Here is a 26,154-nt window from a genome sequence, read left to right as displayed (position 1 = left end):
GACAAATTAAACTCCCTGTTCCATTCTGTCGATAACACTGATAGAGAATGGTCTCTTGTTCAATTCTTCAGGAAGTGATAAATAGGAGTAAGATATAGATTCACTCCCGGAAACATTAGAGTAAGTTAATACAAGCTGTTGTGAATGCTAATCTAATAATTGACCACCTAGTGGTACATCGCTCATAAAAAAGTTGACCACCTGAGCACCTCTTTCCTGTATCTTGTAGTTGTCTAGACAACAAGATATAGGAGGAAAGGAAATGCTTCAGATGGCTAATTATGAGTTTATCAGGAAACAACACTTTCTGCTAGGGAAGTCGATTCGTCAAATTTCTCGCGAAACTGGCTACTCGCGTCAAGTGATACGAAAAGCCTTGACATCAACGGAAATCCCTGTATACCAGCTTTCAAAACCGAAGCCGAAGCCAGTCATTGATTTTGTCAAGCCCATCATCTTGGAATGGCTGCGTCAAGATGAACAGGCTCCCCCGAAGCAGCGTCATACTGCCAAACGTATTTACCAGAGACTCGTTGACGAACATGGATTCACCGGCGGTGAATCTACTGTACGACGCTACGTCAGAGAGTTGCGGGTTTCTCCTCCTAAAGCATTTGTCCCTCTTGATTTCCCGCCAGGGCGATTTGCCCAATTTGACTGGGGTGAGGTTACGGTTCATTTACAAGGGAAACAAGTGAAGGTTCAAGTCTTTTGTATGCGTTGCACATACAGCAGAAAGATTTTCATCAAGACATTTGCTCATCAGAAGCAAGAGGCTCTTCTCCAAGGTCATGTAGATGCTTTTGAATTTTTCGGTGCTGTTCCCCAAGTCATCACATACGACAACCTGACAACAGCCGTTAAGAAGGTATTGGAAGGCAAAAATCGCGAGGAACAAGAGCGATTTATTCAGCTACGTGCCCACTACCTGTTTGAAAGCTATTTCTGTGATCCGGGAAAAGGGCATCAAAAAGGCCAAGTGGAAAACCTCGTACAGTTTGCCCAGAGGCAATTTTTTGCACCTGTTCCTAGTGTTTCTTCTCTGGAGGAGCTAAATCAAATCCTCCTCGAAAAATGTATCTCTTACGAGAATACAACCGTTCCCCGGTCTTCCCTAACGGTTGGAGAAGCATTTGTTCAAGAGTTGCCCATCATGCTTCCATTGCCTCCACGGCCATTGGATTGTTTCCGTGTTGTACCCGTGAAAAGCAATACGCTATCCATGATCCACATTGAAAAAAATGCCTATTCCGTCCCGGTTTCCTATGCATCGACCCAACTTATTTGCCGAGTATTTGCTGAAAAAATTGAGGTGTATCACGGAAAAAGCCTGATTGCGACGCATGAGCGGTGCTTGGAAAAAGGAAAGGAGATTTTGCAATACGATCATTATCTGGATTTACTTCTTATTCGCCCAGGAGCAGTTCTTTATGCTAGACCATTGCATCAGGCAGGATTACCCGCCATTTACCAAAAGTTCTTGGACAAGTGCCGTAACCGACCAGGAGGGATGAAGGAGTTCGTTCGACTCTTGCTTTTGCACCGTGAATTCGATACTTCTCTCGTCGAAGAAGCACTGGGGGAGGCCTGCCAAAAAGGGATGTTCCAGTATGATGCCGTAAGGCAATTATTGTTTCAGCGAACATTGCCGGAACACCGTTTGCCCCAACTCTCGTTGGCGGAGGATAGCTCTGTTCCACGTATTCAGGTAAAGGCCCCAGATCTTAGCCAGTACAATCGTTTGTTACAGAAAAGGAGTGTGGTTCATTGAGTACGAGTTTCCTGCTTGAAACCTACGCGAAACGCCTTCGCTTACCTGCGATTAAACGTGTCTATAAGGAAATCGCCCATGATGCTGCTGAACGGCAAATTCCCTACGAGGAGTTCCTCTTAGCCCTACTAGAGCAAGAAGTTCAGCAAAGGGATGCTAACCAAATCGCGAGTCGCATCAAGCACGCCAAATTCCCTTCTATGAAAACGCTCGATCAATTTGAATTCTCGGCGATTCCGTCCCTCAATAAGCCCAAATTGCTTCAACTGGCTCGTTGTGAGTACATCGAAAAGGCAGAGAACATCATGTTTATCGGAAACTCTGGCACTGGCAAAACTCATCTCTCCATTGCACTCGGGAAGGAAGCTTGCCATCATGGCTATTCCGTTCAGTTTTGGACTGCCGCTAAAATATGTAACGAGCTTATGGAAGCTCAGTCCCAAAAGCGAATCCTCCAGCTAGAGAGGCAATGGTTGAAAACAGATTTGATTATTTTGGATGAAGTCGGGTTTGTCCCTCTGAGTCGGACCGGGGCGGAGTTATTATTCCAATTTTGTGCGGCCCGCTATGAGAAAGGAAGCATGATCATTACCAGTAATCTGGAATTTACGGAATGGACACAGATTTTCAAAGATGAGCAAATGACGTCAGCCCTGGTTGATCGGCTTACCCATCGTGCCCATATCTTTGCAATGAATGGAGACAGCTATCGCTTTAAGCAGAGCATTCAAAGATCGTGATCATGAAAAAGTTACCCACCCGACGGGTGGATTGATTTTTGCCATGGTGGTCAATTTTTTGATGAGCACGGTGGTCAACATTTTGATTGACATTCACAAGCTGTGTTATGCTGTCCTTAATTTAACTAACAAAAATATAACCGCTCATGATTTTTACTTAACAACTGAAAGGTAAGGATAAAGAATGGAAGTAAATAAAATCGGACAAGTGTCCACCGAAAAAGTAAAGGCAAAACAAGAGGTCCCGGCAGATAAAGTGATGTTCTCCGAACTGATGAGCAAGGGAAGAGAACAACTGAATGCCGAACGATTTCAACAGCTAATCTCCGACATCGAGGAACAGGGGAAGATACTGGCTGAATCTAGGACTGTCGGAGATTTGCGCAAATTCAAATCGCTCGTAAAAAGTCTACTCGACGATGCTGTGAAAAATGGTCTCAGTTTGGAAGAGCGTCAAGGATTTAACCGCAGGGGACGCTCACGCATTTACAAGATTGTAAAGGAAGTAGATAAAAAGCTGCTTGAACTTACCGATGCAGTATTGAAAAAGCAGGAGCCGGGTCTCCGCATTCTCGAGCGTGTAGGAGAAATCAAGGGAATGCTGATAAACATTTACGCCTAATAGTTTGAAAAATGAACTGAATTGGGGACTCCATTATAACCAACCGCCTTTGTAACAAAGTGCAGGTTGGTTTTTCTATCATCGTTATGTTGTCGTTTCCCACCAAGTCACTCCATTACAAGGAAGAGCATAACCAGTTTTACAGCCGACACAACTTATTCAAAACAGAATAACTCCATTACAAACTGAATAACTGTCACCGCCGGGTTAAAATTGACCCAGGTTCGCCGGAATGAAAATGACCCACCCCTGTAGAATACCTCTCTCTGAAATTACCGACCAAAGTAGCTTCAGAGGGGAGACATATGCTAAGGAGTGGGACTGTGATCAGATTACACGAACTTCAAGTGAGCGGCAAGAGTATCCGCGAAATCACAAGGGAAACGGGTCATTCCCGTAATACCATACGAAAATACCTCCGCGCAGAAGGAATTCCGGAACCTCGTCCGCGTAAGAAGAGAGTCTCAAAACTCGATCCGTTCAAAGCCTTGCTGGATCTATACCTCGAAAAGGGAATTTTCAATTGTGAAGTGCTGCTGCGTCTCTTGAAAGAGCGAGGTTACACGGGGGGCATTACGATCATCAAGGACTATGTGAAGCCCCGTCGACCTCCAAAACAGGCACCTGCGGTGCAACGCTATGAGACAAAAGCCGGACACCAAGCCCAAGTGGACTGGAAGATTTGCGAGTACATCGATTTAAACGGTGAAGTGCGTAAAATCCCCGTTTTTACGATGGTGTTGGGTTACTCCCGAGCGATGTACATCGAATTTACAAAGCGCTGTGACATCCACAGTTTCTTACGCTGCTTGATGAACGGTTTGGAATACTTCGGCGGTGTTCCAAAGACCATGCTAACCGACCAAATGAAGACCGTTATTCTTGGCATGGGCGATGATCGAAAGCCGAGATGGCATCCGTTGTTTGAAGATTTTGCTGCGGCTATCGGCTTGATCCCCAAAGTTTGCCGCGTACGACGTCCCCAAACGAAAGGAAAGGTCGAGAGAAGCGTTCAGTTCATCGAGCAGAACTTCATGCCAGGGCGATCATTCACCGATCTTGGTGACCTAAATCGCCAAGCCAGACACTGGTGCGATGAGCAAAACCGTCGTATCCACGGTACAACTGGGGAAAGACCGATCGATCGCTTGGCACAAGAGAAGCTCGGTATGCTTCCGTCTCCGGAACGATGGGCAAAGTACCGGTTTGAACCGAGGAAAGTAAGCCGTGACGGATTTGTGAGCTACGACGGCGTTCGTTATGGCGTTCCATGGCGGTATAGCGGACGTGAAGTAAAGGTACGAGAGGTAAACAGATTCGTCGAAATATACTGCGAGAAGCAGCTCATCGCCCGGCACGAGAAGCAGTACCAATCCCGAAGGCTAGTGATGTGTGAGGACCAATACACGAATTTGAGTACAGCTCAGGGATATGCTTATCCAAAGCCGCAAGGCGTTCAGATTCCTGTACAAGACGTGGAAGTGCGTCCGTTGGACGTGTATGAACGTCTTGTGGAGGTGGGCGCATGATTGAGCTCGAACAAGCCCGCCAGCGTCTGGAGGAACTTGGTTTGGGTCAAGCCGCCCAATCGCTTGATGCCAAGCTGGAAGCTGCCAGCCGGAGCCAAAGCACGTATCTCTCTTTCCTCAATGATCTACTGGACGCTGAGATTCAGGATCGCCAGCGCCGAAATGTAGAGGTCCGCATGAAGCTGTCTCACCTCCCTTATCGGCGTACGCTCAACGAATTCGACTTCTCGTTTCAACCGGGGATTGATGAACGACTGATTCGTGAACTGGCTGCGCTGACGTTCGTTGGGAGGCAAGAAAACGTGTTGTTTCTCGGGCCTCCCGGCGTGGGGAAAACGCATTTAGCCGTTGCTATCGCTATGGAGGCCATTGGACAAGGATTGCCTGTGTATTTCGTCTCTCTCGCGCAGCTCGTGGGCGATTTACGAAAAGCTTATGAAGAGAATCGCCTGGACAAACGAATGAGGGTATATCTCAGGCCACGCATCCTCATCGTGGACGAGGTGGGCTACCTCCCCCTCGATCCGCTCGCTGCAAACCTGTTTTTTCAGTTGGTTTGTGCACGCTACGAGAAAGGAAGCATGATTCTGACTAGCAACAAGAGCTTTGGCGAATGGGGCGAACTCATGGGCGATCCCGTTCTTGCTACAGCTGTTCTCGACCGCTTATTGCATCACTCCCACGTCGTGAACATCCGGGGGAACAGCTACCGGCTCAAAGAAAAACTAAAAACCGGAATCTATTCGACACCAGGCGCACAGGTGGGTCAAAATTATACCGGCGCTCGTGGGTCAAATTAATTCCGGCGTTGACATAACAGCAAGACTCGGAAAGTAAAAGCTCATTTCATTTTTGTCTGCACCTGTATTCAATATTGAATAAAAGGAAAAAAGTTTATGGTTCAACAACGGCCAAGCGCCGTTACAACCGCACCTATACCGTGAGAAAGCAACAAGCCCACTGCAAATGGCACAAAAATTGCAAGATAATTTGAAAAAATCAAAAATACGGAGGGGTCCATCTGATGAAAAAGAGCTTTTTTTCATTCTGCTCCACACTTCTGCTCATCGCGGCACTGGTCGGATGCAGCAGCAGTCCGCCTGCGCCGGCCGGTTCATCCCAGCAACCCGAAGCGTCCACAAAGCAAGAGGGAGGAAGCGGAGCGGAACAAATCCTGCAGATGAATGGCCGGGAGCCCAAAACGCTGGATGCGGGTCTTTCCAACGACGTCGCCTCGGGTGTCTACATCCGGGCCATTTACGATGCATTGGTCCGGTTGGACAAGGACGGCAAGCCGGTCAATTCCGTCGCATCCGACATCAAGATCTCGGAGGACAAAAAGACCTATACCTTTACCCTGCGAGAGTCGAAATGGTCCAATGGCGAGCCGCTGACGGCCAAGGATTTTGCCTACGCCTGGTTCCGGACACTTGATCCGAAGACGGCCAGCAGCTCCGCGTACAAATACTATCCGATCGTCAATGCAAAGGCTTTTAACCTGGGCAAAGCAAAGAAAGAGGATGTCGGGATCAAGGTCATCGACGACAAAACGATCGAAGTGCAGCTGGAAAACCCGACGCCTTACTTTTTAACGCTGGCAACCTTTTACTACCCCGTAAACCAAAAGGTCGTGGAGGGGAACGAGAAGTGGGCCAATGAAGCCGCCACCATCGTCACCAACGGTCCTTTCAAAATCGAGACCTGGGAGCACAAGAGCAAAATCGTCCTGGTGAAAAACGAGCATTACTGGGACAAGGAAGCCGTGAAGCTGGACAAAATCGAATTTTCTATGGTGGAGGACGCCAATACCGAGCTGGAGATGTTTAACCAGGGCGAGCTGGACTGGGCTGGCGGGCCGATCAGCAGTCTGCCGGTAGATGCGATCCCGGCGATGAAAGAAGAGGGCAAGCTGCAGGCGATGCAAAAGGCGCAGTCCTACTACCTGCTGTTCCAGACGGAGCAGGCGCCGTTTACAAACGAGAAGATCCGCAAAGCGTTTGCGTATGCCATCAACCGCCAGGAGATCGCGGACAATATTTTGCAGGGCGGACAGACAGCTCTGACCGGGCTGGTGCCGCAGTCGGCTTCCCTCAAGCCGGAGGGCTATTTCAAGGACAACGATGCGGAAACAGCCAAGCAGCTTTTGGCGGAAGGAATGAAGGAGCTGGGGATTGAAAAGCTGCCGGAAATTACGTACCTGTACTTTAATTCCGACGCCCAGAAGAAAATTGCCGAAGCTCTGCAGGGCCAGTGGAGAAAAGTGCTCGGCATTGAAGTGAAGCTGATCAACAAGGACATGAACGTGATGTTTGACGAGCAGGCCCAGGGGAAATACATGATCTCGGTAACAGCGTGGACGGCCGATTACAACGACTCTGTCAATTTCCTCGAGCTGCTGATGGAAAAGTACAGCGACAACAACTGTACACTGTGGCACAGCGAAGCCTACAACGACCTGATCAACCGCTCCTACAAGGAAACGGATGAAACCAAGCGGAATCAGCTTTTGCAGGAAGCGGAGTCGATTTTGATGAACGAGATGCCAGTCACGGGACTGTACAGCAATGTGAACGTCTGGGTGCAAAACGACAAGCTCAAAGGCGTGACCGTAGACCCTCTTGGCTATATCGACATGAAGTGGGGCTACAAGGAATAGAGGTGTAGAAAGCAGTGACAGAGAATGTTTTCCCTGACCAAATAGCTGCAAATAGAAGTGCAGAAAGGAGGTTTTCGATATGAATCATCAGGAGTGGAAACAGGAGTTTGAACCATTTGCCCAAGCTCGAATGGAGCAAGCCCAGGTGCCTGGAGGGGCGATCGGAATCTGCAAGGACGGAGAGCTGGTCTATTTTGGCTCGTTTGGCTTCAGCGATGTGGAGAAGCAGCAGCCGGTCACGCCGGATACGATATTTGGCATCGCTTCCGTGACCAAGTCGTTTGCCTGTATGGCCATTATGCAACTGCAGGAGGCAGGCAAGCTGTCTGTTGACGATCCTGTCGTGGACTATCTGCCTGAGTTTCGAATGCCGCAAGACCAATTCACACGGGATGTGACGATTCATCACTTCATGACCCATACGCCGGGAATGCCGCCCTTGCCCTTTTTGACATCCGCCATGAAGCGGTCGATGGAAAAAGACCCCGCGGTTCTGGAGACGGAGCCGGAGTGTGTAGACGAGTCGGTCCCTGTCGTGGATACGTACGAGGAACTGATGGAGCAAATCGGCTCGTTTCCGGAGGAGGTACTGGGGCGGCCGGGAGAGGCGTTCAGCTACAACAACGATGTGTACGGGCTGTTGGGAGCTATTGTAGAGCGCGTCGGCGGCATGTCCTTTGAACAGTATGTGACGGAACACATCCTGCTCCCCGCGGGGATGAACCGCAGCGTGTTTACTCCGGAGCAGCTTGCAGCACATAGGGACGTAGCAGAGCTGTTTACCCGCAAGACGCGGAACGGAGCCAACGAGGTATTCCACGCCCCAGTCCTGCACGATGCTCCGGCGATGCGGGCCGCAGGCTTTTTGAAATCGAGCGTGGCTGATTTGCTCCGGTATCTGGACATTTTCCGTACAGGTGGAATGGCAGGAGAGACGCGCATCCTCTCTCCGGAGAGTGTGGCCGAGATGACGACTCCCCATGTGAAATGCGATGCTTGCTGGCACTACGGGTACGGCTTGCAGATCGTGCCAGACTTCGTTGGCGGGCCGCTGATCGATCACGGAGGGTCGCTAAAAGGGGTCAGCTCGCAGATTTTTGTGTTGCCGGAAAAGGGCATCACCGGAGTCATCCTGACCAATGTCGACGGCGTGGAAGTGCGCGAGATAGCCGTAGGAGCGCTTAACCTGGTCCTGGATAGACCGCTTGAGACTCCGCTGTTTCGCTTTGCGGACCAGCCGCTGGCGGCAGAGAAGCTCGCTGATTATGCCGGAGAGTATACTTGTCAGGAATGGATGGAAATGAGTGTGGAAGCAAAAGACGGAGTATGCCAGATGACAATGGACGGTACGACTTATGCGCTGCGGCCGGTCGGGAATGATCTGTTCGTATTTCGCCGCAGAGGAGCGGATATCCCCGTGCTGTTCGTGCGAAATGAAGCAGGTGCGGTCCACCGGGTCGTATACGCGAAGCGCCAGCTGCGCAAGAAAGCGCAATGACTTTCGTTCTATTCAAAAGCATAACATGAAGAAAAAACGGACGCGGAGAAGATCCCTGCGTCCGTTGCTCTTTTCCTACACGCTGATGTCAATCGTTTTTCCGGCTGTCGGATGAGGCGCTGCTTGAGCGGCTTGCTGCACGCTTTGCTGCGCATTAGAAAAGTCCTGGATCATCGCTGTCGCACCTGCTGCCATCGTGTTCTGCGCCATTTTCATGACGCTGAGGCTGACAGTGTGTCTCAACTGGCTCAGTTGCGCGCTCATCATAGAACTCATATCCATTGTGGTTTCCCTCCTTTTTCATTTGGGTCCCTTCACTTTTTTATCGGATTGGAAAAGCTTTGGTATTATAATCAAACTGAACATTTCCGATAAAGGAAGAGAAGAAAGCAAGTGGGAAGGTGACAGGTTTGTCGACGAAACGACGCTCGCTCCTGCTGGTGGGAGCAGTAGTGCTTATTTTTACACATGCGGTTTACCTGAAAGGAAACCTGTCCGATCTGTTGAACCTGACGGCTATCGAGCTGGTTGGGTTGTCAGTGCTTATCTCGTATGCGATCAAGCGCAAGCATCTGGAGGTGCGCAAAATCGTCCGTCTGTTGATCCATGGGCGCGAGGGAAACGTGGAGGAGACGATCAAGCGGTTTTATTACTACGCACTGGTTCAAAAGGAACAAGGGTATCTTGAGCTGGAAAAAGAGCTGCAAAATGAAAAAGATTCCTTCGTCCGTCGGGGCAGTCTGCTTGCCATCGAAGGAGTACCGGAGGAGGAGCTCCGCATGATTCTCGAAAACGAGCTGAAGGGCGAACAGCATCGCTACCAGCAGGCGGCAGGCTTTTTCCGCCTGGTCAGCCTTTTGGCCCCCGGCATGGGTCTGGTGGGAACGCTCCTCGGAATGACGGGTGTTCTGGAGACGCTGAATGATTTGACCCAGACGGGATACAGCCTCAGCTCGGCGGTCGTAGCGACGCTGTACGGGGCGCTTTTGGCCAACATGTTTGCCCTGCCGTGCTACTACCGGCTGATGGACTTGTATGATCAGGAAATGTTTGAAAAGCGGCTCTATCTGGAAGGCTGCATCGGTTTGCAGCGAATGGAGACGCCGCGTGTCCTGTTTGAAAAATTGAACTCGTTTTTGCCCGGAGACAAAAAGCTTGTTCTCATCAAAACCCCTGGCAGCATGAAAGGGACGATCGAAAGGCAGGATCTCCATGCATGACGATCGCTTGTACGACGAAAAAGAGCTGGAAAAAAGCTGGCTGATCAGCTATAGTGACTTGTTTACCCTGCTGTTCGTGATCATCCTCATCGTTGCCGCCGCCCATTCGGCCAAGCTCAAGACCGATATGCAGGAAATCAAGCAAGAGGAGGCCCGCCAGCAGGAAAGTCTGCAAAAAGTGCACGAAAGCCTGGACCTGTTGAACATTCAGAAGCTGGAGCTTCAGCGCCAGGTCCACGAGCTGGAAGCAAGACGCGGAGTGCTGGAGGCTGCAGTAGGTGGAGAGACAGGGGAGACGGTGCCCAAGCCGGCCGTTCCGGTAGATATGGAGGACAAGAGTGACCGGGATATGGAGACAGTGCGAACAGCGCTTTCCGCGGCTCTGGAGGAGCAGAACATCGACTATGAAGAGACGGAAGAAGGCTTGAGGGTCCGCCTGCCGGAGAAGATTCTGTTTTCCAGCGGCTCCGCGGATTTGCGGGAGGATGGAAAGCAGGTGATCGATCATGTCGCACAGGTCCTGGAGCGCTTTTCTTACAAGGTCCGGATCGAAGGATATACGGACGACGTGCCGATTACGCACAGCTCTTTTAGGTCCAACTGGGAGCTGTCCTCTGCCCGGGCGATTGCGGTCATGCGGGAAATGGTGGACGGGCATGGGCTGGCCGCAGATCGATTCACCGTTGCCGGTTGGGGAGAGTATAAACCGCTTGTAGATAACACATCTCCCGAGAATCGCAGTCGCAACCGACGCGTAGAAATTGTCATTCTGGCAGACAAGAGCCAATAAATAAAATTTTCTGTAAATAAAATGAGTTTCCGGAAGGATTCCCGTGCATCAGAGAGAAGTATTTCTGATAGGAATCCTTCTTTCTTTTTGTACGAACCCTTGTTCTATTTTCTTGCCAAAAAACATATTTATTGGGGAGAACGAGCATAAGGGTGAGTTATGCCCAGCTTGTGCACAACGGCCTGTGGATAATGTGGACAACTCTGTGGATGACGCAAAATAAAAGGTGTGCCGATGTGGACAAAGGCTGGGGAAAAGGTTTTCAAGGTAGACACAGATAAGGGGGACATGAACAGATGAAGATGAAGATGAAGAAGAAATGGTTGACGTCGCTTGTCTTGACTGTCGGGGTAGGGCTGTTGGTATCCGCCTGTGGAACGGGAGGGAATCAGGCTTCGTCCGGCAGCGGCACGGCAGGAGGAGGTACGGCGGAAAAGGTGTACGTGGTTGGTACCGACGCAGCGTATCCGCCGTTTCAAATGCTGGAGGCCGACAACAAGATCACCGGCCACGACATCGATGTGTTAAACGCGATTGCCGAAGCGGGCGGCTTCAAGGTCGAATGGAAGAATACCGGCTGGGACCCTTTGTTTGACGGTCTGGACAGAGGGACCGTAGACATCGGAATCTCGTCGATTACGATCACCGAAGAGCGCAAGAAAAAGTACGACTTTTCTGAACCGTATTTCGAAGCCAACCAGTTGATTCTCGTTGCCGAGGACTCACCGGTAAACAAGCTCGATGACTTGAAAGGCAAGAAAATCGGCGTGCAGGGCGCAACCACGGGCGGAGAAGTGGTAAAGAAAGCATTTGGCGACACGTATCAAGGGCTGAAGGAATACGACGACATGCCTTCCGCTGTGGATGATTTCTTTAACGGGCGCGTGGATGCCGTAGTCGGCGATAATGGCGTCATTCAATATTACGTGAAAAAAATCAAGGACAAGAAATTCAAACTGATCAAAGACGATTCTTTTGAAAAGGAGTATTATGGCATCATGGTCAAAAAAGGCAACACCGAGATCCTGAACAAGATCAACGACGGGTTGAAGAAGATCAAGGAAAACGGTAAGCTGCAAGAAATCTACAACCAGTATTTTAATAAAGAGTAAGAGGGAAGCGCGGACGGGTACGTCAACAGGCGTACCCTGCTGCTTTTTTCGTCCACAGCCAAACAACTTGGAGGGAGGATACAACTCTGGACTGGAGTGTCGTTTACGATTATCGGGAACTGTTCATTCGCGGAATTCTCAATACAATCCTGCTGACGGCCATCGCTACTGTCGTGGGAACGCTTCTGGGGCTGTTTATCAGTTTGGGGAAGCAATCGAGCAAGGCCTGGCTGCGGATTCCCAGCGCGATTTACGTCGAGCTGTTTCGGGGAACTCCGATGCTGGTGCAAATTTTGTTGATTCACTTTGCTGTTATCCCCTCCATTTGGGAGGTATTCTTCCCGGGCCAGAGCAGCCCGGAAGCCATTTATTCCGGTATGATTGCATTGTCCTTGAATGCAGCAGCGTATATCGCTGAAATTTTTCGCGCGGGGATTCAGTCCATTGACCCCGGCCAGATGGAGGCGGCCCGATCTCTCGGGATGACCAAAGGGATGGCTATGCGGCTGATCGTCATTCCTCAGGCGTTCACCCGCATGCTTCCCGCACTGGGAAATGAATTCATCTCGCTGTTGAAAGACTCGTCCCTGACTGCGGTCATCGCCACGCCGGAATTAAACTACGCGGCGATGAGCGTAGCCAAAAGCACCTTGGAGCGCTACCCTCCGTATTTGACGGAAGCAGCCGTCTATCTGGTGCTTACGCTGTTCTTGTCGAGAATCGTCGTCAGAGGACTGGAGAAGAAATATTCAACCAAATGAGGGATGATTTGACTCTCGTTTTGGCGGATGATATAGTCATTCACATGGGATTTGAAATCCCAAGTTTTTACAAAAGAAAGGAATGTGCATCAGCATGCAAGGCAAAGTAAAATGGTTTAATGCAGAAAAAGGTTTTGGCTTTATTGAGCGTGAGGACGGCGGAGACGTTTTCGTACATTACTCGGCTATCCAAAAAGAAGGCTTCCGTACATTGGAAGAGGGACAAACCGTAGAATTTGATATCGTGGAAGGGGATCGCGGTCCCCAAGCAGCGAACGTAGTTATCGCGTAGCTACTGATTGCAAACGCCAGCCACCGATAAAAGCAAATCCCCCTGTACCAAATGGTATGGGGGATTTTTTCATGTACGGCCTGTTGTCAGCCGATGATGCTCTGGATGTGCAGGGAACGGTGTTGACGCAAATCGAGGTACTCCCCTCTGCGGCGTACGAGAGGCCGCAGCGGCTCATCTGTATGAATCATGATGACTTCCACGCGATCACCTGAATTGAGGTAAGCTTCTGCCCCTACATACAGCATCACGACATAATGGATAAAACGGGTGACAACCTGGGCGTTTAACTTGCCTGAGTAGGCCAAATCTTGTAACACGGATGCAGCTTCGAAAGGGGAGGTTCCCTTGCGATACACCCGGTCCGTGCAAATGGCGTCAAATACGTCTGCGACACTGACGATTTGGCATTCGATCGGAATGTGCTCCTGTGTGCGTCCTTCGGGATAGCCGCTGCCATCCAGCCGTTCGTGATGAAGAAGCGCACAGAGAGCAATCAGCTCGTCTGCTCCCTCCATTTGGCGAAGCAGATGCTCCCCGAGCCGGGCATGCTGCTTCATCACTTCGTATTCCTCGTCGGTCAGCCGCTCCGGTTTGAGCAGGATTTCTTCCGGTATCAGCATTTTGCCTACGTCATGCAAAAGGCCCGCCTGCCCCAGCAACACAATGTTTTCCTGCGTGTGTCCCATCAGCTTGCCGATTAATGCAGCCAAAATGCCCACATGCAGGGAGTGGCGGTAGGTGTATTGGGCGGTTCCTTCCTTTACGTAAATAAAACGCTGAACTCCGCAACGCTGCAGAATTTCGTCCAGCAACGGATAAAACACATGATTGAATTGATGCAGAGGAGGAATGGAACCGGTCGCGATCCGGATGAACAACTCCTCTGTTTGTTTGACAGCTTCCATGTATTCACGAGCTGCTTCCACTTCATTCCAATGGAGCAGGGGAGAAGGTGGGTCTGGTAAGTCGCCATCCTTGGCTACATATACCCGTTCGACCTGGTGTGCACAAAGCAAGCGGATATCGCTTTGGTGCAAGACCGCGCCAGCCGGCAGGAGCAAAAGCCCCTTCTCGTTGTATACGTCTTGTGCCAGCGTCTTTCCCGTAATGGAATGCGAAGGGTTTACCTCTTCCATGAGGATTCCTCCATTCAGTTGTCTTGCGCGGTAATTATTCCCTAATGATCGTAGTATATCATAGCTGTTTTTGAAAGCTTTACTAGAAAATTGTCGTAACTTGTAGAGATGTAAACATTTTGTAAAGGTTTTTTTAAGCTGGCGGGGAGGATTTTTTACATATGTAAGGAATAGGTATTAGGAAAGACGGAAGGAGGTTTGAACCATGAAATTTCAAATTCGTGGAGAAAACATTCAAGTTACCGCAGCACTTCGAGAGTATGTAGAAAAGAAAGTGGGCCGTCTTGCAAAGTACTTTGAAAACTCTAGCCCTGCAGATGTACAGGTTACGATGAGAGTTCTAAAGGGAGAAGGGACCATCGAGGTGACGATCCCTCTCAGCGGAGTAATCCTTCGCGCCGAAGAAACGCATGAAGATATGTACGCCTCCATTGATTTGGTGGTAGAAAAGCTGGAAAGACAGATTCGTAAGCATAAAACCAAATTAATACGCAAGCTCCGTACCGAATCGACCAACAAGGCAGCGGGGAATAGCCGCCAGGCGGTCGCCGTATTGACAGAAGACCTGGAGGAGGGGGAAGATGTCGACATCGACATTGTTCGGACCAAACGCTTTAACTTAAAGCCGATGGACGCCCAGGAAGCAGTCATGCAAATGGATATGCTAGGTCACAGCTTCTTCGTTTTCCAAAACAGCGACACGAACGACGTCAACGTCGTTTACCGCCGAAATGATGGTCGCTACGGATTGATTGAACCGAAATAAAGCCCGTCAAACAGGGAGTTGCTTATTCTGGCAACTCCCTTTACTTGTGCACTCCTATTCTCATTTGATAAAATATCAATTTAGGGAAGACGCATATGTAAAAGTGTCTTTTTATGGAAGTGGAAGTAGGAATCGCCCCTGAAGGCCTATAATGGTTTTTCGGCGGGAGGGTACATGAAATAGAAAGCAGATTGCCACTGGGAAGCCTCCGTTCGAGGACCCTGATGTGGCTGCGCAAGGGAAGCATAATCGAGGTAGTTTTGCCACTAGGAAGCCCCCTACGGGGACTGCAGATGTGGCTGCGCAAGGGAAGTTATTCGAAGCAGTTTTGCCACTAGGAAGGGGTGTCCTTATGCTGGGACTCGTAAAAAAGATTTTTGGCGACAGCAACGAGCGTGAAGTCAAAAAGATGTTTAAGCGCGTAGAAAAGATCAACGCGTTGGAACCGACTGTACAAGCACTGTCCGATGAGCAGTTGCGGGCGAAGACGGAGGAATTTAAAAATCGGCTCGCGAAGGGCGAGACACTGGACGACATTCTAAACGAAGCGTTTGCGGTCGTCCGTGAAGCATCCAAGCGAGTTCTGGGCATGCGTCACTTTGACGTGCAGCTGATCGGCGGTATGGTCCTCCAGGAAGGACGTATTGCCGAGATGAAGACAGGGGAAGGGAAAACCCTCGTCGCGACGCTGGCGACCTACCTGAATGCGCTGCAGGGCAAGGGCGTACACGTCGTAACCGTCAACGAATACTTGGCTGAACGCGACTCTACCATCATGGGTCAGCTCTACAATTTCCTCGGACTTACAGTCGGTCTGAACAAAAACGGTCTGACTGCGGAAGAAAAGCGTGAAGCTTATAACTGCGATATTACGTACGGTACCAACAACGAGTTTGGCTTTGACTATTTGCGCGACAACATGGTGCTGTACAAAGAACAGATGGTTCAGCGCCCGCTTTACTTTGCGATTATTGACGAGGTGGACAGCATTCTGATCGACGAAGCGCGTACGCCGTTGATCATTTCCGGTGCTGCCAACCGCACTACAGAACTTTACTACATCTGTTCGCATTTTGTGAAGCGTCTGGAGGCGGAAACAGACTATACGGTGGACGAAAAATTAAAAATCGTTTCATTGACCGATGAAGGCGTGGCCAAGGTCGAGCAGGCATTCAACATTGAAAACCTGTACGATACCGCGCACATGACTCTCAACCATCACATCACAGCCGCCCTGAAAGCGCAAGTGCTCTTTAAGCGCGACGTGGACTACGTGGTGCAGGATGGCGAGGTTGTCATCGTCGATGAATTTACCGGCCGTCTGATGGTAGGACGCCGCTACAGCGAAGGTCTGCACCAGGCGATTGAAGCCAAGGAAGGGCTCCGTGTTCAGAGCGAGAGCATGACGCTGGCGACGATTACTTTGCAAAACTACTTCCGCATGTACCAAAAGCTCTCCGGTATGACCGGTACAGCCAAAACAGAGGAAGAAGAGTTTAAAAAGATTTACGGCTTGGATGTAGTCGTGATCCCGACCAACAAACCCGTTATCCGTCAAGATTTGCCGGACCTGGTTTTCAAAACCGAAGCGGCCAAGTACCGTGCGGTCGTGGCCGATATCGTCGAGCGTCATAAAAAAGGCCAGCCGATCCTGGTCGGTACGATTTCCATCGAAAACTCCGAGATGCTCTCGCAGCTGCTCAAGCAAAAGGGCGTACCGCATAACGTGTTGAACGCGAAGCAGCATGCGCGCGAAGCGGAGATTATCGCTCGTGCGGGTCAGTACGGCGCTGTCACCATCGCGACGAACATGGCCGGCCGCGGTACGGACATTCAGCTGGGCGAAGGCGTAGCCGAGCTGGGCGGTCTGCACATTATCGGTACCGAGCGCCATGAGAGCCGCCGGATTGACAACCAGCTCCGCGGACGTGCAGGACGTCAGGGCGACCCGGGTTCTTCCCAGTTCTTCCTCTCCATGCAGGATGAGCTGATGAGACGCTTCGGAGCGGACAACATCATGAACATGATGGACCGCCTCGGAATGGAAGAGGATATGCCGATCGAAAGCAGACTCGTTACGCGTGCTGTCGAATCCGCGCAAAAACGGGTGGAGGGCTCCAACTTTGACGCCCGTAAAGTGGTTCTCCAGTACGACGATGTCATGAACCAGCAGCGCGCAGTAATTTACAAGCAGCGCCGCGATATTTTGGAGCAATCGGATTTGAGCGAAGTTGTCCTGCCGATGATCTACAGCGTCATCGACCGCACTGTGGAAAACTTCTGTCCGAAGGAAGAGGTACCGGAAGAATGGAACCTCGAAGGCTTGGCCGAAGCAGCCAACAACGGCTTCCTGCACGATGAGATCATGACTGCGGACAAACTGAAGGGCAAAGAAGCCGAGGAAATCGTCGAGCTTCTGAAAGAAGAGGTCCTGAAGCAGTTCAAGCAGCGCGAAGTGGAAATCGGCGAGATGATGCGCGAGTTTGAAAAGGTCGTTGTACTCCGCGCTGTCGACAGCAAGTGGATGGATCACATCGACGCGATGGAACAGCTTCGACAAGGTATCCACCTGCGCGCTTACGGACAAAACGATCCGCTGCGCGAGTACCAATTCGAAGGCTACGAAATGTTCCAGTCGATGGTCGCTGCCGTCGAAGAGGAAGTGGCCATGTACATCATGAAAGCAGAGGTCAGCCAAAACCTGGAGCGTCAGGAAGTGATCCGCGGTCAGGCTGCAGATCAGTCTCAACTGAAAACGTCCGGTCCATCCGAGCGTCCTGACAGCGAGACCTCCGGTGACGCCGATCCGAAAAACCGCGCTCAGCGCCGCGCCGAGGAACAGGAGCGCCGCCGTCAGATGAAACGGAATCAATAAAAACGATAGATTCACTGTCATTTTTGCTAGAAAACAACGAAACCCACTCTTTTCCGAAGCCGGAGAGAGTGGGTTTTTTTCGTTATTCTTCCTGACCGTCAGACAGGCTTCGTCCCTTTCCCGCTTTCTTCGTTGGAAAAATGATCGCTGTTTGTCTGACACTGCAGGATTGTATCGAACGATTTTGATAGAAAAAATAGGGAAAATCTTTACAATCGGTAGTACAACAAATTTTCGATGGAGGATGATAGCGATGAATAGAGCAGTGAGAATGGTACTAAGCACAACACTGGTATTGGGCTTGGCAGCTTCCGCCCTCTCTGTGGTACAGACCCCGGCTTCGGGGAAAAGCAAGGAAAGGGCCTATCTCATCGCTTATAAAAACGACATCCCGAGTGATTTGGAAGAGAGAATCGAAGAATCGGGAGGATCAGTGGAGACTGTCATCGATGAAGTCGGCATCGTATCCGCCACCTCTGATGATCCGGACTTTTTAGAGAAGATCAGGGAAGACAAGGAAGTGCTGGCAGCGGAGGAGGAGCTGGAAATCTTCCTCGACGAGGAGGAGCCGGAAGCGGCGGACGGACAGCCGATTACGGATATACCTCAGCCAGACTGGGATGATCCCGATCAGAATTATTACGATTTGCAATGGGATATCAAGCGAATCACCAATAACTTCAAATCCCATGAGATCAGCAAAGGAAACTCAAGAACGGTTGTCGGGATTATCGATACCGGATTGGACTTCGACCATCCGGACCTGCGGGACAATGCGGATGAAGAGGGCAGCAAGACATTTGTGCCGGGGACGAAGGACGCATGGGACCAAAACGGACATGGCACGCATGTTGCCGGTTCCATCGCAGCCAATGGCAAGATGCTCGGGGTGGGCCCCAACCTGACTGTGCGAGCCTACCGGGTGTTCGGGGCAACAGGCGGCGCCCAGCAGTCCTGGATTACGGACGCATTGGTGGAGGCAGCCAATGATGGGGTGGACGTTGTCAATATGAGCCTCGGCGGCTGGAGGTGGATGGCTCACAACTACGGTGAAAAAGGAGACTCCGCCTCGATGGTGGCTTACCACAGGGCTGTCCAGTACGCGGTGAAAAAAGGTGTCACAGTCGTCGTCGCTGCCGGCAACGACTCAAGAAACCTGGGAAGTCTGCACGATATGCAGGAATATTGGAAGGAAACCTACGGCCTCGATATCAAAGGGCCATCCCGGGTAGTACCGGCACAAATCCCAGGGGTGATCACCGTATCGTCGTCCAATGAATGGTCCGAAGACGAAATCGCCTTTTACTCCAACTACGGCAACCCGATCGATATAGCTGCACCGGGCGGAGACAATGGACCGGAATACGACAGACTGTACCGTCAAGACCCGAAAGGAGACTATCTGGATAAACGCGACTTCCGCTATCGCGCCTTCTCCACCTATCCGACGTACTTGCCGCCTTACTTTACCTCTAATCTGAAGGGGTACGCATTTATGCACGGCACGTCGATGGCAGCGCCCAAGGTGGCCGGAATTGCAGCCGTGATCAAATCGGAACATCCGGATATGAAGCCGTCCCAGGTGGCAGCGTTGATCAAGAAAACAGCGGAGGACTTCGGGAAGCGAGGACAAGACAAGTACTTCGGGGCTGGGGAAGCAAATATTTACAACGCGCTGACGGAGTAAACAATGGTTTACATCAGCTTGAAAAACTAGATGCTGAACGGGGGAATGAAGCATGAGAACGACAGGAAACGTAATGGGTGTTCAGGCGCAATTCATCCTCGAGAGAATCGACGAGACGTGGAAGATACTAAAGCGGAGAATGCAGGACGCTCAAGGGGGGTACCTGTTTACAGACAAAGCGCATGCGGCTGCAACAGCAGCAGAGGCTGCTTCGGCTGAGGGGGGCGGGGAAGCAGATGCTCACAATCAGGTGCTGGTCGGTGTCCAAAGCCCGGTCTTTGACGATCACAGGCTGACAACCGAGCTTCCCGAGCCCAACTGGGGCATTGAGCTGCCTTTGCAAGCTGCATTCATCACGGACACGGGAAGAGGCAGCCAGATGGGGAACGGATTATTCTCCCGCAGCACAAACAGCGTGAGAACAAGGCAAAAGAAGAAGCGTGCAGGGTTGTCGATCCTCCATTTGCTAGGCAGGATGGCTCGACCGGAAAAAGCGTCTGCAAGCCCGAACGAGCCGCAAGAGACAAGATCCGCTCCGGCACCGCCAAATCTGCCGGGAAGCCAAGGCTTCCGTTATTTGGGTCCCAATTCGTGATCACCGGTCATGTTGCGAATCCGCCGAATTACGGTACAATGATACATAGCATAATGAAGAGTAGGTGATTCGCACATGGCATTAATTGATATTGCGGACATCAAGCAAGAGATGTCGAGCATGGCTAAACGTTTAGCGGATATTAGGGGGTCTCTTTGACCTCCCAGTCAAGCAAGAGAGGATCGGTGAGCTGGAGGAGCGCATGCTGGCTCCGGACTTCTGGGACGACAACGACGCTGCCCAAAAGACGATCAGCGAGCTGAACGCCTTGAAGGGTCTGGTCGAGACCATGGGCAAGCTGGATGCCCAATACGAGGATTTGCAGGTCATGCTGGAACTGATCATCGAAGAAGGCGACGATTCGATGATTCAGGATGTGTACGACAGCACCCAGGCGCTGAAAAAGGAATTTGAAAGCTTCGAGCTGGAGCTGCTGCTCAGCGACCAGTACGATAAAAACAACGCCATTCTCGAGCTTCATCCGGGTGCAGGCGGTACGGAATCCCAGGACTGGGCGTCCATGCTGCTGCGCATGTACACACGCTGGGGGGAATCCAAGGGCTTCAAGGTGGAGACGCTGGATTACCTGCCAGGGGATGAAGCGGGGGTTAAAAGCGTTACGCTCTTGATCAAGGGGCATAATGCATACGGCTACCTCAAATCGGAAAAAGGCGTCCATCGTCTGGTCCGAATCTCCCCGTTCGATTCGTCGGGGCGCCGTCACACCTCCTTTGTTTCCTGCAATGTCCTGCCTGAGATCGAGGATGACACAGAGGTGAACATCCGTACGGAAGATTTGAAGATCGACACCTACCGTTCCAGTGGTGCGGGAGGTCAGCACATCAACACGACCGACTCCGCTGTCCGGATCACGCACCTTCCGACCGGCATTGTCGTGACCTGCCAGACGGAGCGCTCCCAGATCAAAAACCGCGAGCGGGCGATGAAAATGCTGGCAGCCCGTCTGTTTGAAAAGAAGCGGGAAGAGCAGGAGAAAACACTGCAGGCGATTCAGGGGGAGCAAAAGGATATCGCCTGGGGCAGCCAGATTCGCTCCTACGTGTTTCACCCATACAGCCTGGTCAAGGATCACCGCACCAATGTGGAGGTTGGAAACGTGCAGGCTGTCATGGACGGGGACATCGATTCGTTTATCGATGCATATCTCCGTTCGCAAATCAACCGTCCGGAACAGGCATGACTCTTTTCGGACAGCAAGAAGCGGGGGAGGCTTCCATGAAGGGAAAGCCGTTGATTCTCGGTCATCGCGGGGCATCACATGATGCCCCGGAAAACACCTGTGCTGCCTTTTCCATGGCCATGGAGCAACAAGCAGACGGGGTAGAACTAGACGTCCAACTGACAACAGACGGGCGTCTTTGTGTTATTCACGATCACACTCTGGAGCGGACCACCAGCGGCTTTGGCCCCGTTGGCGAAAAGACAATGGCCGAGCTTTCCGCACTGTCGGCAGGAGCCTGGTTCAGTCCCGAGTTCTCGGAACAAAAGGTTCCGGAGCTGGCAGACGTGTTGGCGCTTCTGCCCGAGGGAGCCACTGTGAATGTAGAGATAAAAAACGGTCCTGCATGGTACGAAGGAATCGGCACCGCAGTGGCCGAACAATTATGCATGTGGAAAAACAAGCTCTCGTTGATCGTATCCTCCTTTGACCATCAGGTTCTGGAAGAGGTGCATCGGCGGGAGCCTGCCTTGTATCTGGGGCTGCTGTACGAAGCGAGGCTGTACGACCCGGTTGCCTACGTGCGGTCGCTGCCGTACCCGGTATATTCGCTGCATCTCTGGCATGGTCTGATTACAGCGGAAATCGCCCGGCAGGCACACGCGGCTGGCCTTCGCGTTTTTGCCTACACCGTCGACGAGCCGGAGGAAGTGGCCAGGCTGACGGCGTTCGGCATCGATGCGATCATGACCAACAAGCCTCGCGAGGTGCGGCAAATGAGCGGGCATCGGGTTTCACCTCGGATCTAATGCGCTTCCGCATGGAAAGAGACAAGCAAAAGGAAGAAGGAGAGAAAAAAATGCTCTACGTCGCTATGCTGTCCATCATCGATCAGGATTTGAACGCAAAAGTGCGTCCGGCCCACTTGGACTACATCAACGATTTGTACAAGCAGGGAAAAGTAGTGATGGCCGGCCCATTTACGGACAAGCAGGGAGGTCTGGTCATCTATAAAGCGGATACGCAGGAAGAAGCGCTTCGATTGGCTCAGGCTGATCCGGTGGTGAAGGAAGGAGCTCGAACGCTGGAATTGCGCGAATGGAATCCTTTAAATTTTCCTCTGGGATAAGTTGACCAAATGGAGAATGAATAGAGCGCAGCAGAGGCATACTTAGCGAAGAAATATTCTTCAATAAGGAGGGAACAGCCATGAAGCGCTTCCCAATATCTGTCCTTACTGTTGCGCTTGTTCTATTTTTGAGTGCTTGTGGCGGAGGAGGCAACCAAGCCCAGCCGCCTGCCAATCAGCCAGCCGGAGAGACGACCCCAACCGCTCCTACTGGCGGGTACGATGCGGCGACGGCTGAAACGCTGTTTAAAAACAATTGCGCCAGCTGCCATGGACAGGATTTGTCCGGCTCAGTCGGTCCGAATTTGACCCAGGTTGGCGGCAAGTACACCAAGGAGCAGATTCTGGAGATCCTGAAAAACGGAAAAGGCGGCATGCCCGGCGGCCTAGTCAAGGATCAAGACGCCGAGACGGTGGCTGCTTGGCTCGCCGACAAGAAATAGCTGTCATATCAATCAGAACGTGCGCTTCACTCGGCACACGTTGTAGCGCTGCATGGCGGTAGTCGAACATATGCATCGCTCGGGACCTGCAAAAACATGCATGGAACAAAGCGTCCGATAAATTGTCGGGCGCTTTTTCTATGGCAAGGGTTGTTTTTTGGATGAATGTTTATTATTATTTTTGTATAAAAATACAGATAGGGAGAGGGACTATGATCCGGGTCGGAATTGTCGGGGCAACTGGTTACAGCGGTGTCGAGCTGATACGTCTTTTGGCCGGCCATCCTCACGTGAAGGTGGCCAATTTATATTCCAGCACGTCAGAAGGAGAATCGCTTGCAAGCGTGTTCCCCCACGTGCAGGCGCTTGAGCTTCCCGTCCTGGCAAAAATAGATGCCGGGCAAATGGGAGCGGACAACGATGTCATTTTTCTCGCTACCCCTGCTGGTGTCAGTGCTGAGCTTTCGCCAGAGCTGGTCAAGAACGGCGCGAAAGTGATTGACCTGTCCGGTGATTTCCGTTTGAAGGACGGTGCTGCCTATACGCAATGGTACAAGCGGCAGCCGGCGGCGGACGAATGGCTGCAGAAAGCAGTCTACGGCTTGTCCGAATGGAAAAAGGAAGAGATTGCGGGAGCAGAGCTGATCGCCAATCCGGGCTGCTATCCGACTGCTGCATTGCTGGGAATGATTCCGCTGGCAAAATCGGGCTGGGTCAACCCGAAAAGCTGGATCATCGACGCCAAATCAGGTGTTTCCGGGGCAGGACGGGGTGTTTCGCTCGGGGTTCACTACAGTGAAATCAATGAAAGCATCCATGCATACAAGGTCTCGTCCCACCAGCATACGCCCGAGATTGAGCAGGAGTTGACGGGGCAGGCAGAGCTGGAGCAGCTCATCCAGTTCACACCCCATCTCGTGCCGATGACGCGGGGAATCCTGGTGACGGCCTATGGACAACTGGAGAAGGCAGCCGCTCTTTCCGAGCTTCAGGAGCTTTACCAGTCCGCCTATGCGGGAAAGCCGTTTGTCCGCCTTCGTCAGCCGGGCAGTCATCCGCGCACCAAAGAGGTGTATGGTTCCAACTATTGCGACATCGCGCTGCATGTAGATGATAGAACCGGCCGGGTCATTGTGCTTTCCGTAATCGATAACGTCGTCAAAGGAGCGGCAGGTCAGGCGGTGCAAAACATGAACATCATGCTTGGGCTGCCGGAGACAGCCGGTTTGCCGCTCGTACCGCTTTTCCCGTAGAGGAGGTATAAAATGCAGGGCATTGTCGTCATAAAATGCGGGGGCAGCACGATGGAGCAGCTACCCGGGGGCTTTTTTCAAACAATTGCACGGCTTCAGAAAATGGGGAAGCAGCTCGTGATCGTCCATGGAGGGGGACCCGCCATCAACAGCATGCTGGAGCGGCTGGCGATATCTTCCGTATTCGTGGACGGCCTCCGCGTGACCTGCGAGGATACACTGGAGGTTGTGGAAATGGTGCTCTGTGGCCAGATCAACAAATGGCTGGTCAGACGCCTGACAGAACACGGAGCGAGAGCGTGGGGCGTGAGCGGGATGGATGGAAGCATGCTCACGGCGGTACGGACGGAAAAGCCGCTGGGCTGGGTAGGCGAAGTGAAGGCGGTAGATGCCGCGATCCCGCGGACCATTCTCGGTCAGGGGTACGTGCCGGTGATAGCTCCGCTTGCCGCAGGAATTGACGGGGCAGAGAGGTACAATGTAAACGCCGATGTGTCGGCAGGAGCGATTGCCGCTGCATTGAGAGCCGAAAGCCTGATCATGGTGACGGACGTTCCGGGCATTTTAAAGCCGGAGGCGGATGGCACCAAAGCGCTTGTTTCCAAAACGGATGAGGCTGAAATCGGACGCATGATCAGCGAGGGAATGATCACAGGCGGAATGATCCCCAAGGTGCAGGCTGCGCTCGATGCGCTTTCCGCCGGGGTAGCGCAGGTCGTCATATGCCGCGGCACAGCGGAAGATTTGCTTAAGGTTTGTCAGGGTGAACCGGCCGGCACGGCAATCGTGGCTGCCGCAGCCGAAAAAAATCAAGCAGCACGTTGAGGAGGAGAAACCATGAGTACGACGACTGCTCCACTCCATTTGATGAATAACTATGCAAGATGGCCGATACACCTCGTAAAAGGGAAGGGAAACCGGGTCTGGGACGAGGCGGGCAAGGAATATTTGGACTTCATCTCGGGGATTGCCGTTACGTCCTTGGGACATGTGCCGACAAAAGTAGCCGGCAAGCTGCATGAACAGCTGGATATGCTCTGGCATTGCTCCAATCTGTTCCACGTTCCCGGCCAGGAGAAGCTGGCGGCAAAGCTGAGCGAGCTGTCGGGTCTTTCACGGACACTATTTTGCAACAGCGGCGCCGAGGCGAACGAAGGCCTGATCAAGCTGGCACGCCGCTATGCACAGAAGGTGAAAGGGACAGACCGCTACGAAATCATTACGTTTGGCCAGTCGTTTCACGGGAGGACGCTGGCGACCCTGACCGCCACAGGCCAGGAGAAGGTAAAAGACGGCTTCCTGCCGCTTCCCGAGGGATTCGTAACTATTCCCTACAATGATTTGGCGGCGGTGCATGAGGCCGTAAATGAAAAGACATGCGCGATCATGCTTGAGCTGGTGCAAGGGGAAGGCGGCGTGCATCCTGCATATGAGAAATTTGTCAAAGGGCTCCGCCAGATTTGCGACGAACACGGCCTGCTGCTTTTGATCGATGAGGTGCAGACCGGCATCGGACGGACCGGCACCTGGTTTGCTTTTCAGCAATACGGCATTTTGCCCGATGCGATTTCGCTTGCAAAGGGACTTGGCAGCGGATTCCCGATCGGCGCCGTTCTGGCTACCGAGGAAGCGGCTCAGGCATTTGCCCCCGGCACCCACGGGACGACCTTCGGCGGCAATCCGCTCGCTATGGCTGCAGGTTTGGCCACGCTGGAAACCATCGAGGAAGACGCAATGCTGGAGCGGGTGAACGAGCTGCATCAGCTGCTGGTAAGCAGCTTGCAGCAAATCAAGGCAGCCTTTCCGGACAAAGTGGTCGAAATCAGAGGCAAGGGCCTGCTTTTGGGGATGGAGCTTTCGATCCCGGCAGCTCCTGTACTGGATTACGCGCGGGAAAAAGGGCTGCTGCTGTTGCTCGCGGGACCTCAGGTCATACGGATGCTGCCGTCGTTTATTACAACGGAAAATGAAGTGGCACAGGCAGCAGCGGTGCTAAAGGAAGCGATCGCCCAAGCGTAGCTTTCAAATAGAGGGGACGGTGGGCAAGACGTGTACGCGTGCCAGTGAAGAGAAGCTTTATGGCCACGCAAAAGACA

The 26,154-nt window shown here is 51.9% G+C and carries 25 protein-coding genes; 23 read left to right on the top strand and 2 right to left on the bottom strand.

Annotated features, from left to right (window positions below):
* Positions 1–262: 262 nt before the first annotated feature.
* The 7 genes from istA (NST96_RS24790) to NST96_RS24760 all read left to right on the top strand — a co-directional run bounded on the left by istA (NST96_RS24790) (position 263) and on the right by NST96_RS24760 (position 8,816).
* The gene (istA, locus tag NST96_RS24790; RefSeq protein WP_251256056.1) at positions 263–1,771 is read left to right on the top strand and encodes an IS21 family transposase; all 1,509 of its coding nucleotides are present in this window, start codon (positions 263–265) and stop codon (positions 1,769–1,771) included.
* Positions 1,768–2,511, top strand: coding sequence for an IS21-like element helper ATPase IstB (gene istB / locus NST96_RS24785; protein WP_025846873.1), 744 nt, complete (start codon positions 1,768–1,770; stop codon positions 2,509–2,511). The genes istA (NST96_RS24790) and istB (NST96_RS24785) overlap by 4 nt, the downstream gene beginning before the upstream one ends.
* 184 nt (positions 2,512–2,695) lie before the next feature.
* Positions 2,696–3,133, top strand: a complete 438-nt coding sequence (locus tag NST96_RS24780) for a YaaR family protein (RefSeq protein ID WP_172920869.1) — start codon at positions 2,696–2,698, stop codon at positions 3,131–3,133.
* A gap of 305 nt (positions 3,134–3,438) precedes the next feature.
* Positions 3,439–4,662 carry an IS21 family transposase gene (istA, locus tag NST96_RS24775; RefSeq protein ID WP_024982953.1) on the top strand — a complete coding sequence of 408 codons (1,224 nt, stop codon included), beginning with the start codon at positions 3,439–3,441 and terminating at the stop codon, positions 4,660–4,662.
* Positions 4,659–5,462 (top strand): IS21-like element helper ATPase IstB, encoded by an 804-nt coding sequence (istB, locus tag NST96_RS24770; RefSeq protein WP_024982952.1) that lies wholly within the window; start codon positions 4,659–4,661, stop codon positions 5,460–5,462. Before istA (NST96_RS24775) ends, istB (NST96_RS24770) begins: the two co-directional genes overlap by 4 nt.
* Before the next feature lie 224 nt (positions 5,463–5,686).
* Positions 5,687–7,318 carry a peptide ABC transporter substrate-binding protein gene (locus tag NST96_RS24765; protein ID WP_122958872.1) on the top strand — a complete coding sequence of 544 codons (1,632 nt, stop codon included), beginning with the start codon at positions 5,687–5,689 and terminating at the stop codon, positions 7,316–7,318.
* Positions 7,319–7,397: 79 nt separating this feature from the next.
* On the top strand, positions 7,398–8,816 hold the full coding sequence (locus NST96_RS24760; protein WP_342404952.1) for a serine hydrolase domain-containing protein: 1,419 nt from the start codon (positions 7,398–7,400) through the stop codon (positions 8,814–8,816).
* Between the two features lie 75 nt (positions 8,817–8,891).
* On the opposite strand, the gene NST96_RS24755 is transcribed toward NST96_RS24760, so the two are convergent.
* A complete protein-coding gene (locus NST96_RS24755; protein WP_003388303.1) occupies positions 8,892–9,098 on the bottom strand; it encodes a hypothetical protein in 207 nt (68 codons plus the stop codon).
* 128 nt (positions 9,099–9,226) lie between these two features.
* Between NST96_RS24755 and NST96_RS24750 the strand changes: the two genes are divergently transcribed.
* The 5 genes from NST96_RS24750 (at position 9,227) to NST96_RS24730 (ending at position 12,991) form a co-directional block, all read left to right on the top strand.
* Positions 9,227–10,036 (top strand): MotA/TolQ/ExbB proton channel family protein, encoded by an 810-nt coding sequence (locus NST96_RS24750; protein ID WP_003388302.1) that lies wholly within the window; start codon positions 9,227–9,229, stop codon positions 10,034–10,036.
* On the top strand, positions 10,029–10,826 hold the full coding sequence (locus NST96_RS24745) for a flagellar motor protein MotB (RefSeq protein ID WP_024984023.1): 798 nt from the start codon (positions 10,029–10,031) through the stop codon (positions 10,824–10,826). The genes NST96_RS24750 and NST96_RS24745 overlap by 8 nt, the downstream gene beginning before the upstream one ends.
* Before the next feature lie 302 nt (positions 10,827–11,128).
* A complete protein-coding gene (locus NST96_RS24740) occupies positions 11,129–11,938 on the top strand; it encodes a basic amino acid ABC transporter substrate-binding protein (protein WP_003388300.1) in 810 nt (269 codons plus the stop codon).
* 86 nt (positions 11,939–12,024) lie between these two features.
* Positions 12,025–12,699, top strand: a complete 675-nt coding sequence (locus NST96_RS24735) for an amino acid ABC transporter permease (protein ID WP_024984022.1) — start codon at positions 12,025–12,027, stop codon at positions 12,697–12,699.
* Between the two features lie 94 nt (positions 12,700–12,793).
* Complete coding sequence (locus NST96_RS24730; RefSeq protein ID WP_003388298.1) at positions 12,794–12,991, top strand: cold shock domain-containing protein; 198 nt, start codon at positions 12,794–12,796, stop codon at positions 12,989–12,991.
* An 86-nt stretch (positions 12,992–13,077) separates the two neighbouring features.
* Here NST96_RS24730 and NST96_RS24725 read toward each other — a convergent pair whose 3' ends face one another.
* Positions 13,078–14,130, bottom strand: a complete 1,053-nt coding sequence (locus tag NST96_RS24725) for an HD-GYP domain-containing protein (protein WP_122958874.1) — start codon at positions 14,128–14,130, stop codon at positions 13,078–13,080.
* 205 nt (positions 14,131–14,335) lie between these two features.
* Between NST96_RS24725 and raiA the strand changes: the two genes are divergently transcribed.
* The 11 genes from raiA (at position 14,336) to NST96_RS24670 (ending at position 26,077) form a co-directional block, all read left to right on the top strand.
* Entirely contained in the window at positions 14,336–14,896 is a 561-nt protein-coding gene (gene raiA, locus NST96_RS24720; RefSeq protein WP_003388296.1) for a ribosome-associated translation inhibitor RaiA, read from the top strand.
* Between the two features lie 352 nt (positions 14,897–15,248).
* Positions 15,249–17,771, top strand: a complete 2,523-nt coding sequence (secA2, locus tag NST96_RS24715; protein ID WP_003388295.1) for an accessory Sec system translocase SecA2 — start codon at positions 15,249–15,251, stop codon at positions 17,769–17,771.
* Between the two features lie 253 nt (positions 17,772–18,024).
* A complete protein-coding gene (locus NST96_RS24710) occupies positions 18,025–19,458 on the top strand; it encodes a S8 family serine peptidase (RefSeq protein WP_003388293.1) in 1,434 nt (477 codons plus the stop codon).
* A 52-nt stretch (positions 19,459–19,510) separates the two neighbouring features.
* Complete coding sequence (locus NST96_RS24705; protein WP_024984020.1) at positions 19,511–20,053, top strand: hypothetical protein; 543 nt, start codon at positions 19,511–19,513, stop codon at positions 20,051–20,053.
* A 75-nt stretch (positions 20,054–20,128) separates the two neighbouring features.
* Positions 20,129–21,254 (top strand): peptide chain release factor 2 gene (gene prfB, locus NST96_RS24700; protein WP_122958876.1). Its coding sequence is split into 2 segments (ribosomal slippage): positions 20,129–20,209 and positions 20,211–21,254, totalling 1,125 coding nucleotides; the frame shifts between segments, so codons are not numbered across the junction.
* Positions 21,255–21,289: 35 nt separating this feature from the next.
* On the top strand, positions 21,290–22,042 hold the full coding sequence (locus tag NST96_RS24695; protein ID WP_003388290.1) for a glycerophosphodiester phosphodiesterase family protein: 753 nt from the start codon (positions 21,290–21,292) through the stop codon (positions 22,040–22,042).
* 50 nt (positions 22,043–22,092) lie between these two features.
* Positions 22,093–22,362 carry a YciI family protein gene (locus NST96_RS24690; RefSeq protein ID WP_342404949.1) on the top strand — a complete coding sequence of 90 codons (270 nt, stop codon included), beginning with the start codon at positions 22,093–22,095 and terminating at the stop codon, positions 22,360–22,362.
* Between the two features lie 80 nt (positions 22,363–22,442).
* Positions 22,443–22,805, top strand: a complete 363-nt coding sequence (gene cccB / locus NST96_RS24685) for a cytochrome c551 (RefSeq protein WP_003388288.1) — start codon at positions 22,443–22,445, stop codon at positions 22,803–22,805.
* Between the two features lie 212 nt (positions 22,806–23,017).
* Positions 23,018–24,058, top strand: a complete 1,041-nt coding sequence (gene argC, locus NST96_RS24680; RefSeq protein ID WP_171506928.1) for an N-acetyl-gamma-glutamyl-phosphate reductase — start codon at positions 23,018–23,020, stop codon at positions 24,056–24,058.
* 12 nt (positions 24,059–24,070) lie between these two features.
* Positions 24,071–24,883, top strand: coding sequence for an acetylglutamate kinase (argB, locus tag NST96_RS24675; RefSeq protein WP_342404947.1), 813 nt, complete (start codon positions 24,071–24,073; stop codon positions 24,881–24,883).
* Positions 24,884–24,895: 12 nt separating this feature from the next.
* Positions 24,896–26,077, top strand: coding sequence for an aspartate aminotransferase family protein (locus NST96_RS24670; RefSeq protein ID WP_003388285.1), 1,182 nt, complete (start codon positions 24,896–24,898; stop codon positions 26,075–26,077).
* The last annotated feature ends 77 nt before the right edge of the window (positions 26,078–26,154 follow it).

It is taken from the genome of Brevibacillus sp. FSL K6-2834 (assembly GCF_038592925.1).
Classification (GTDB): Bacteria; Bacillota; Bacilli; order Brevibacillales; family Brevibacillaceae; genus Brevibacillus; species Brevibacillus borstelensis.
Note: the sequence above shows the minus strand (reverse complement) of the source record. Positions and strands in the feature narration are given on the sequence as shown.

Excerpts from the sequence above, each read along its gene's own strand:
- istA (WP_251256056.1), top strand. The coding sequence starts at position 263 with ATGCTTCAGATGGCTAATTATGAGTTTATCAGGAAACAACACTTTCTG.
- NST96_RS24780 (WP_172920869.1), top strand. The coding sequence starts at position 2,696 with ATGGAAGTAAATAAAATCGGACAAGTGTCCACCGAAAAAGTAAAGGCA.
- istA (WP_024982953.1), top strand. The coding sequence starts at position 3,439 with ATGCTAAGGAGTGGGACTGTGATCAGATTACACGAACTTCAAGTGAGC.
- istB (WP_024982952.1), top strand. The coding sequence starts at position 4,659 with ATGATTGAGCTCGAACAAGCCCGCCAGCGTCTGGAGGAACTTGGTTTG.
- NST96_RS24765 (WP_122958872.1), top strand. The coding sequence starts at position 5,687 with ATGAAAAAGAGCTTTTTTTCATTCTGCTCCACACTTCTGCTCATCGCG.
- NST96_RS24760 (WP_342404952.1), top strand. The coding sequence starts at position 7,398 with ATGAATCATCAGGAGTGGAAACAGGAGTTTGAACCATTTGCCCAAGCT.
- NST96_RS24755 (WP_003388303.1), bottom strand. The coding sequence starts at position 9,098 with ATGGATATGAGTTCTATGATGAGCGCGCAACTGAGCCAGTTGAGACAC.
- NST96_RS24745 (WP_024984023.1), top strand. The coding sequence starts at position 10,029 with ATGCATGACGATCGCTTGTACGACGAAAAAGAGCTGGAAAAAAGCTGG.
- NST96_RS24740 (WP_003388300.1), top strand. The coding sequence starts at position 11,129 with ATGAAGATGAAGAAGAAATGGTTGACGTCGCTTGTCTTGACTGTCGGG.
- NST96_RS24730 (WP_003388298.1), top strand. The coding sequence starts at position 12,794 with ATGCAAGGCAAAGTAAAATGGTTTAATGCAGAAAAAGGTTTTGGCTTT.
- NST96_RS24725 (WP_122958874.1), bottom strand. The coding sequence starts at position 14,130 with ATGGAAGAGGTAAACCCTTCGCATTCCATTACGGGAAAGACGCTGGCA.
- raiA (WP_003388296.1), top strand. The coding sequence starts at position 14,336 with ATGAAATTTCAAATTCGTGGAGAAAACATTCAAGTTACCGCAGCACTT.
- secA2 (WP_003388295.1), top strand. The coding sequence starts at position 15,249 with ATGCTGGGACTCGTAAAAAAGATTTTTGGCGACAGCAACGAGCGTGAA.
- NST96_RS24710 (WP_003388293.1), top strand. The coding sequence starts at position 18,025 with ATGAATAGAGCAGTGAGAATGGTACTAAGCACAACACTGGTATTGGGC.
- NST96_RS24705 (WP_024984020.1), top strand. The coding sequence starts at position 19,511 with ATGAGAACGACAGGAAACGTAATGGGTGTTCAGGCGCAATTCATCCTC.
- NST96_RS24695 (WP_003388290.1), top strand. The coding sequence starts at position 21,290 with ATGAAGGGAAAGCCGTTGATTCTCGGTCATCGCGGGGCATCACATGAT.
- NST96_RS24690 (WP_342404949.1), top strand. The coding sequence starts at position 22,093 with ATGCTCTACGTCGCTATGCTGTCCATCATCGATCAGGATTTGAACGCA.
- cccB (WP_003388288.1), top strand. The coding sequence starts at position 22,443 with ATGAAGCGCTTCCCAATATCTGTCCTTACTGTTGCGCTTGTTCTATTT.
- argC (WP_171506928.1), top strand. The coding sequence starts at position 23,018 with ATGATCCGGGTCGGAATTGTCGGGGCAACTGGTTACAGCGGTGTCGAG.
- argB (WP_342404947.1), top strand. The coding sequence starts at position 24,071 with ATGCAGGGCATTGTCGTCATAAAATGCGGGGGCAGCACGATGGAGCAG.
- NST96_RS24670 (WP_003388285.1), top strand. The coding sequence starts at position 24,896 with ATGAGTACGACGACTGCTCCACTCCATTTGATGAATAACTATGCAAGA.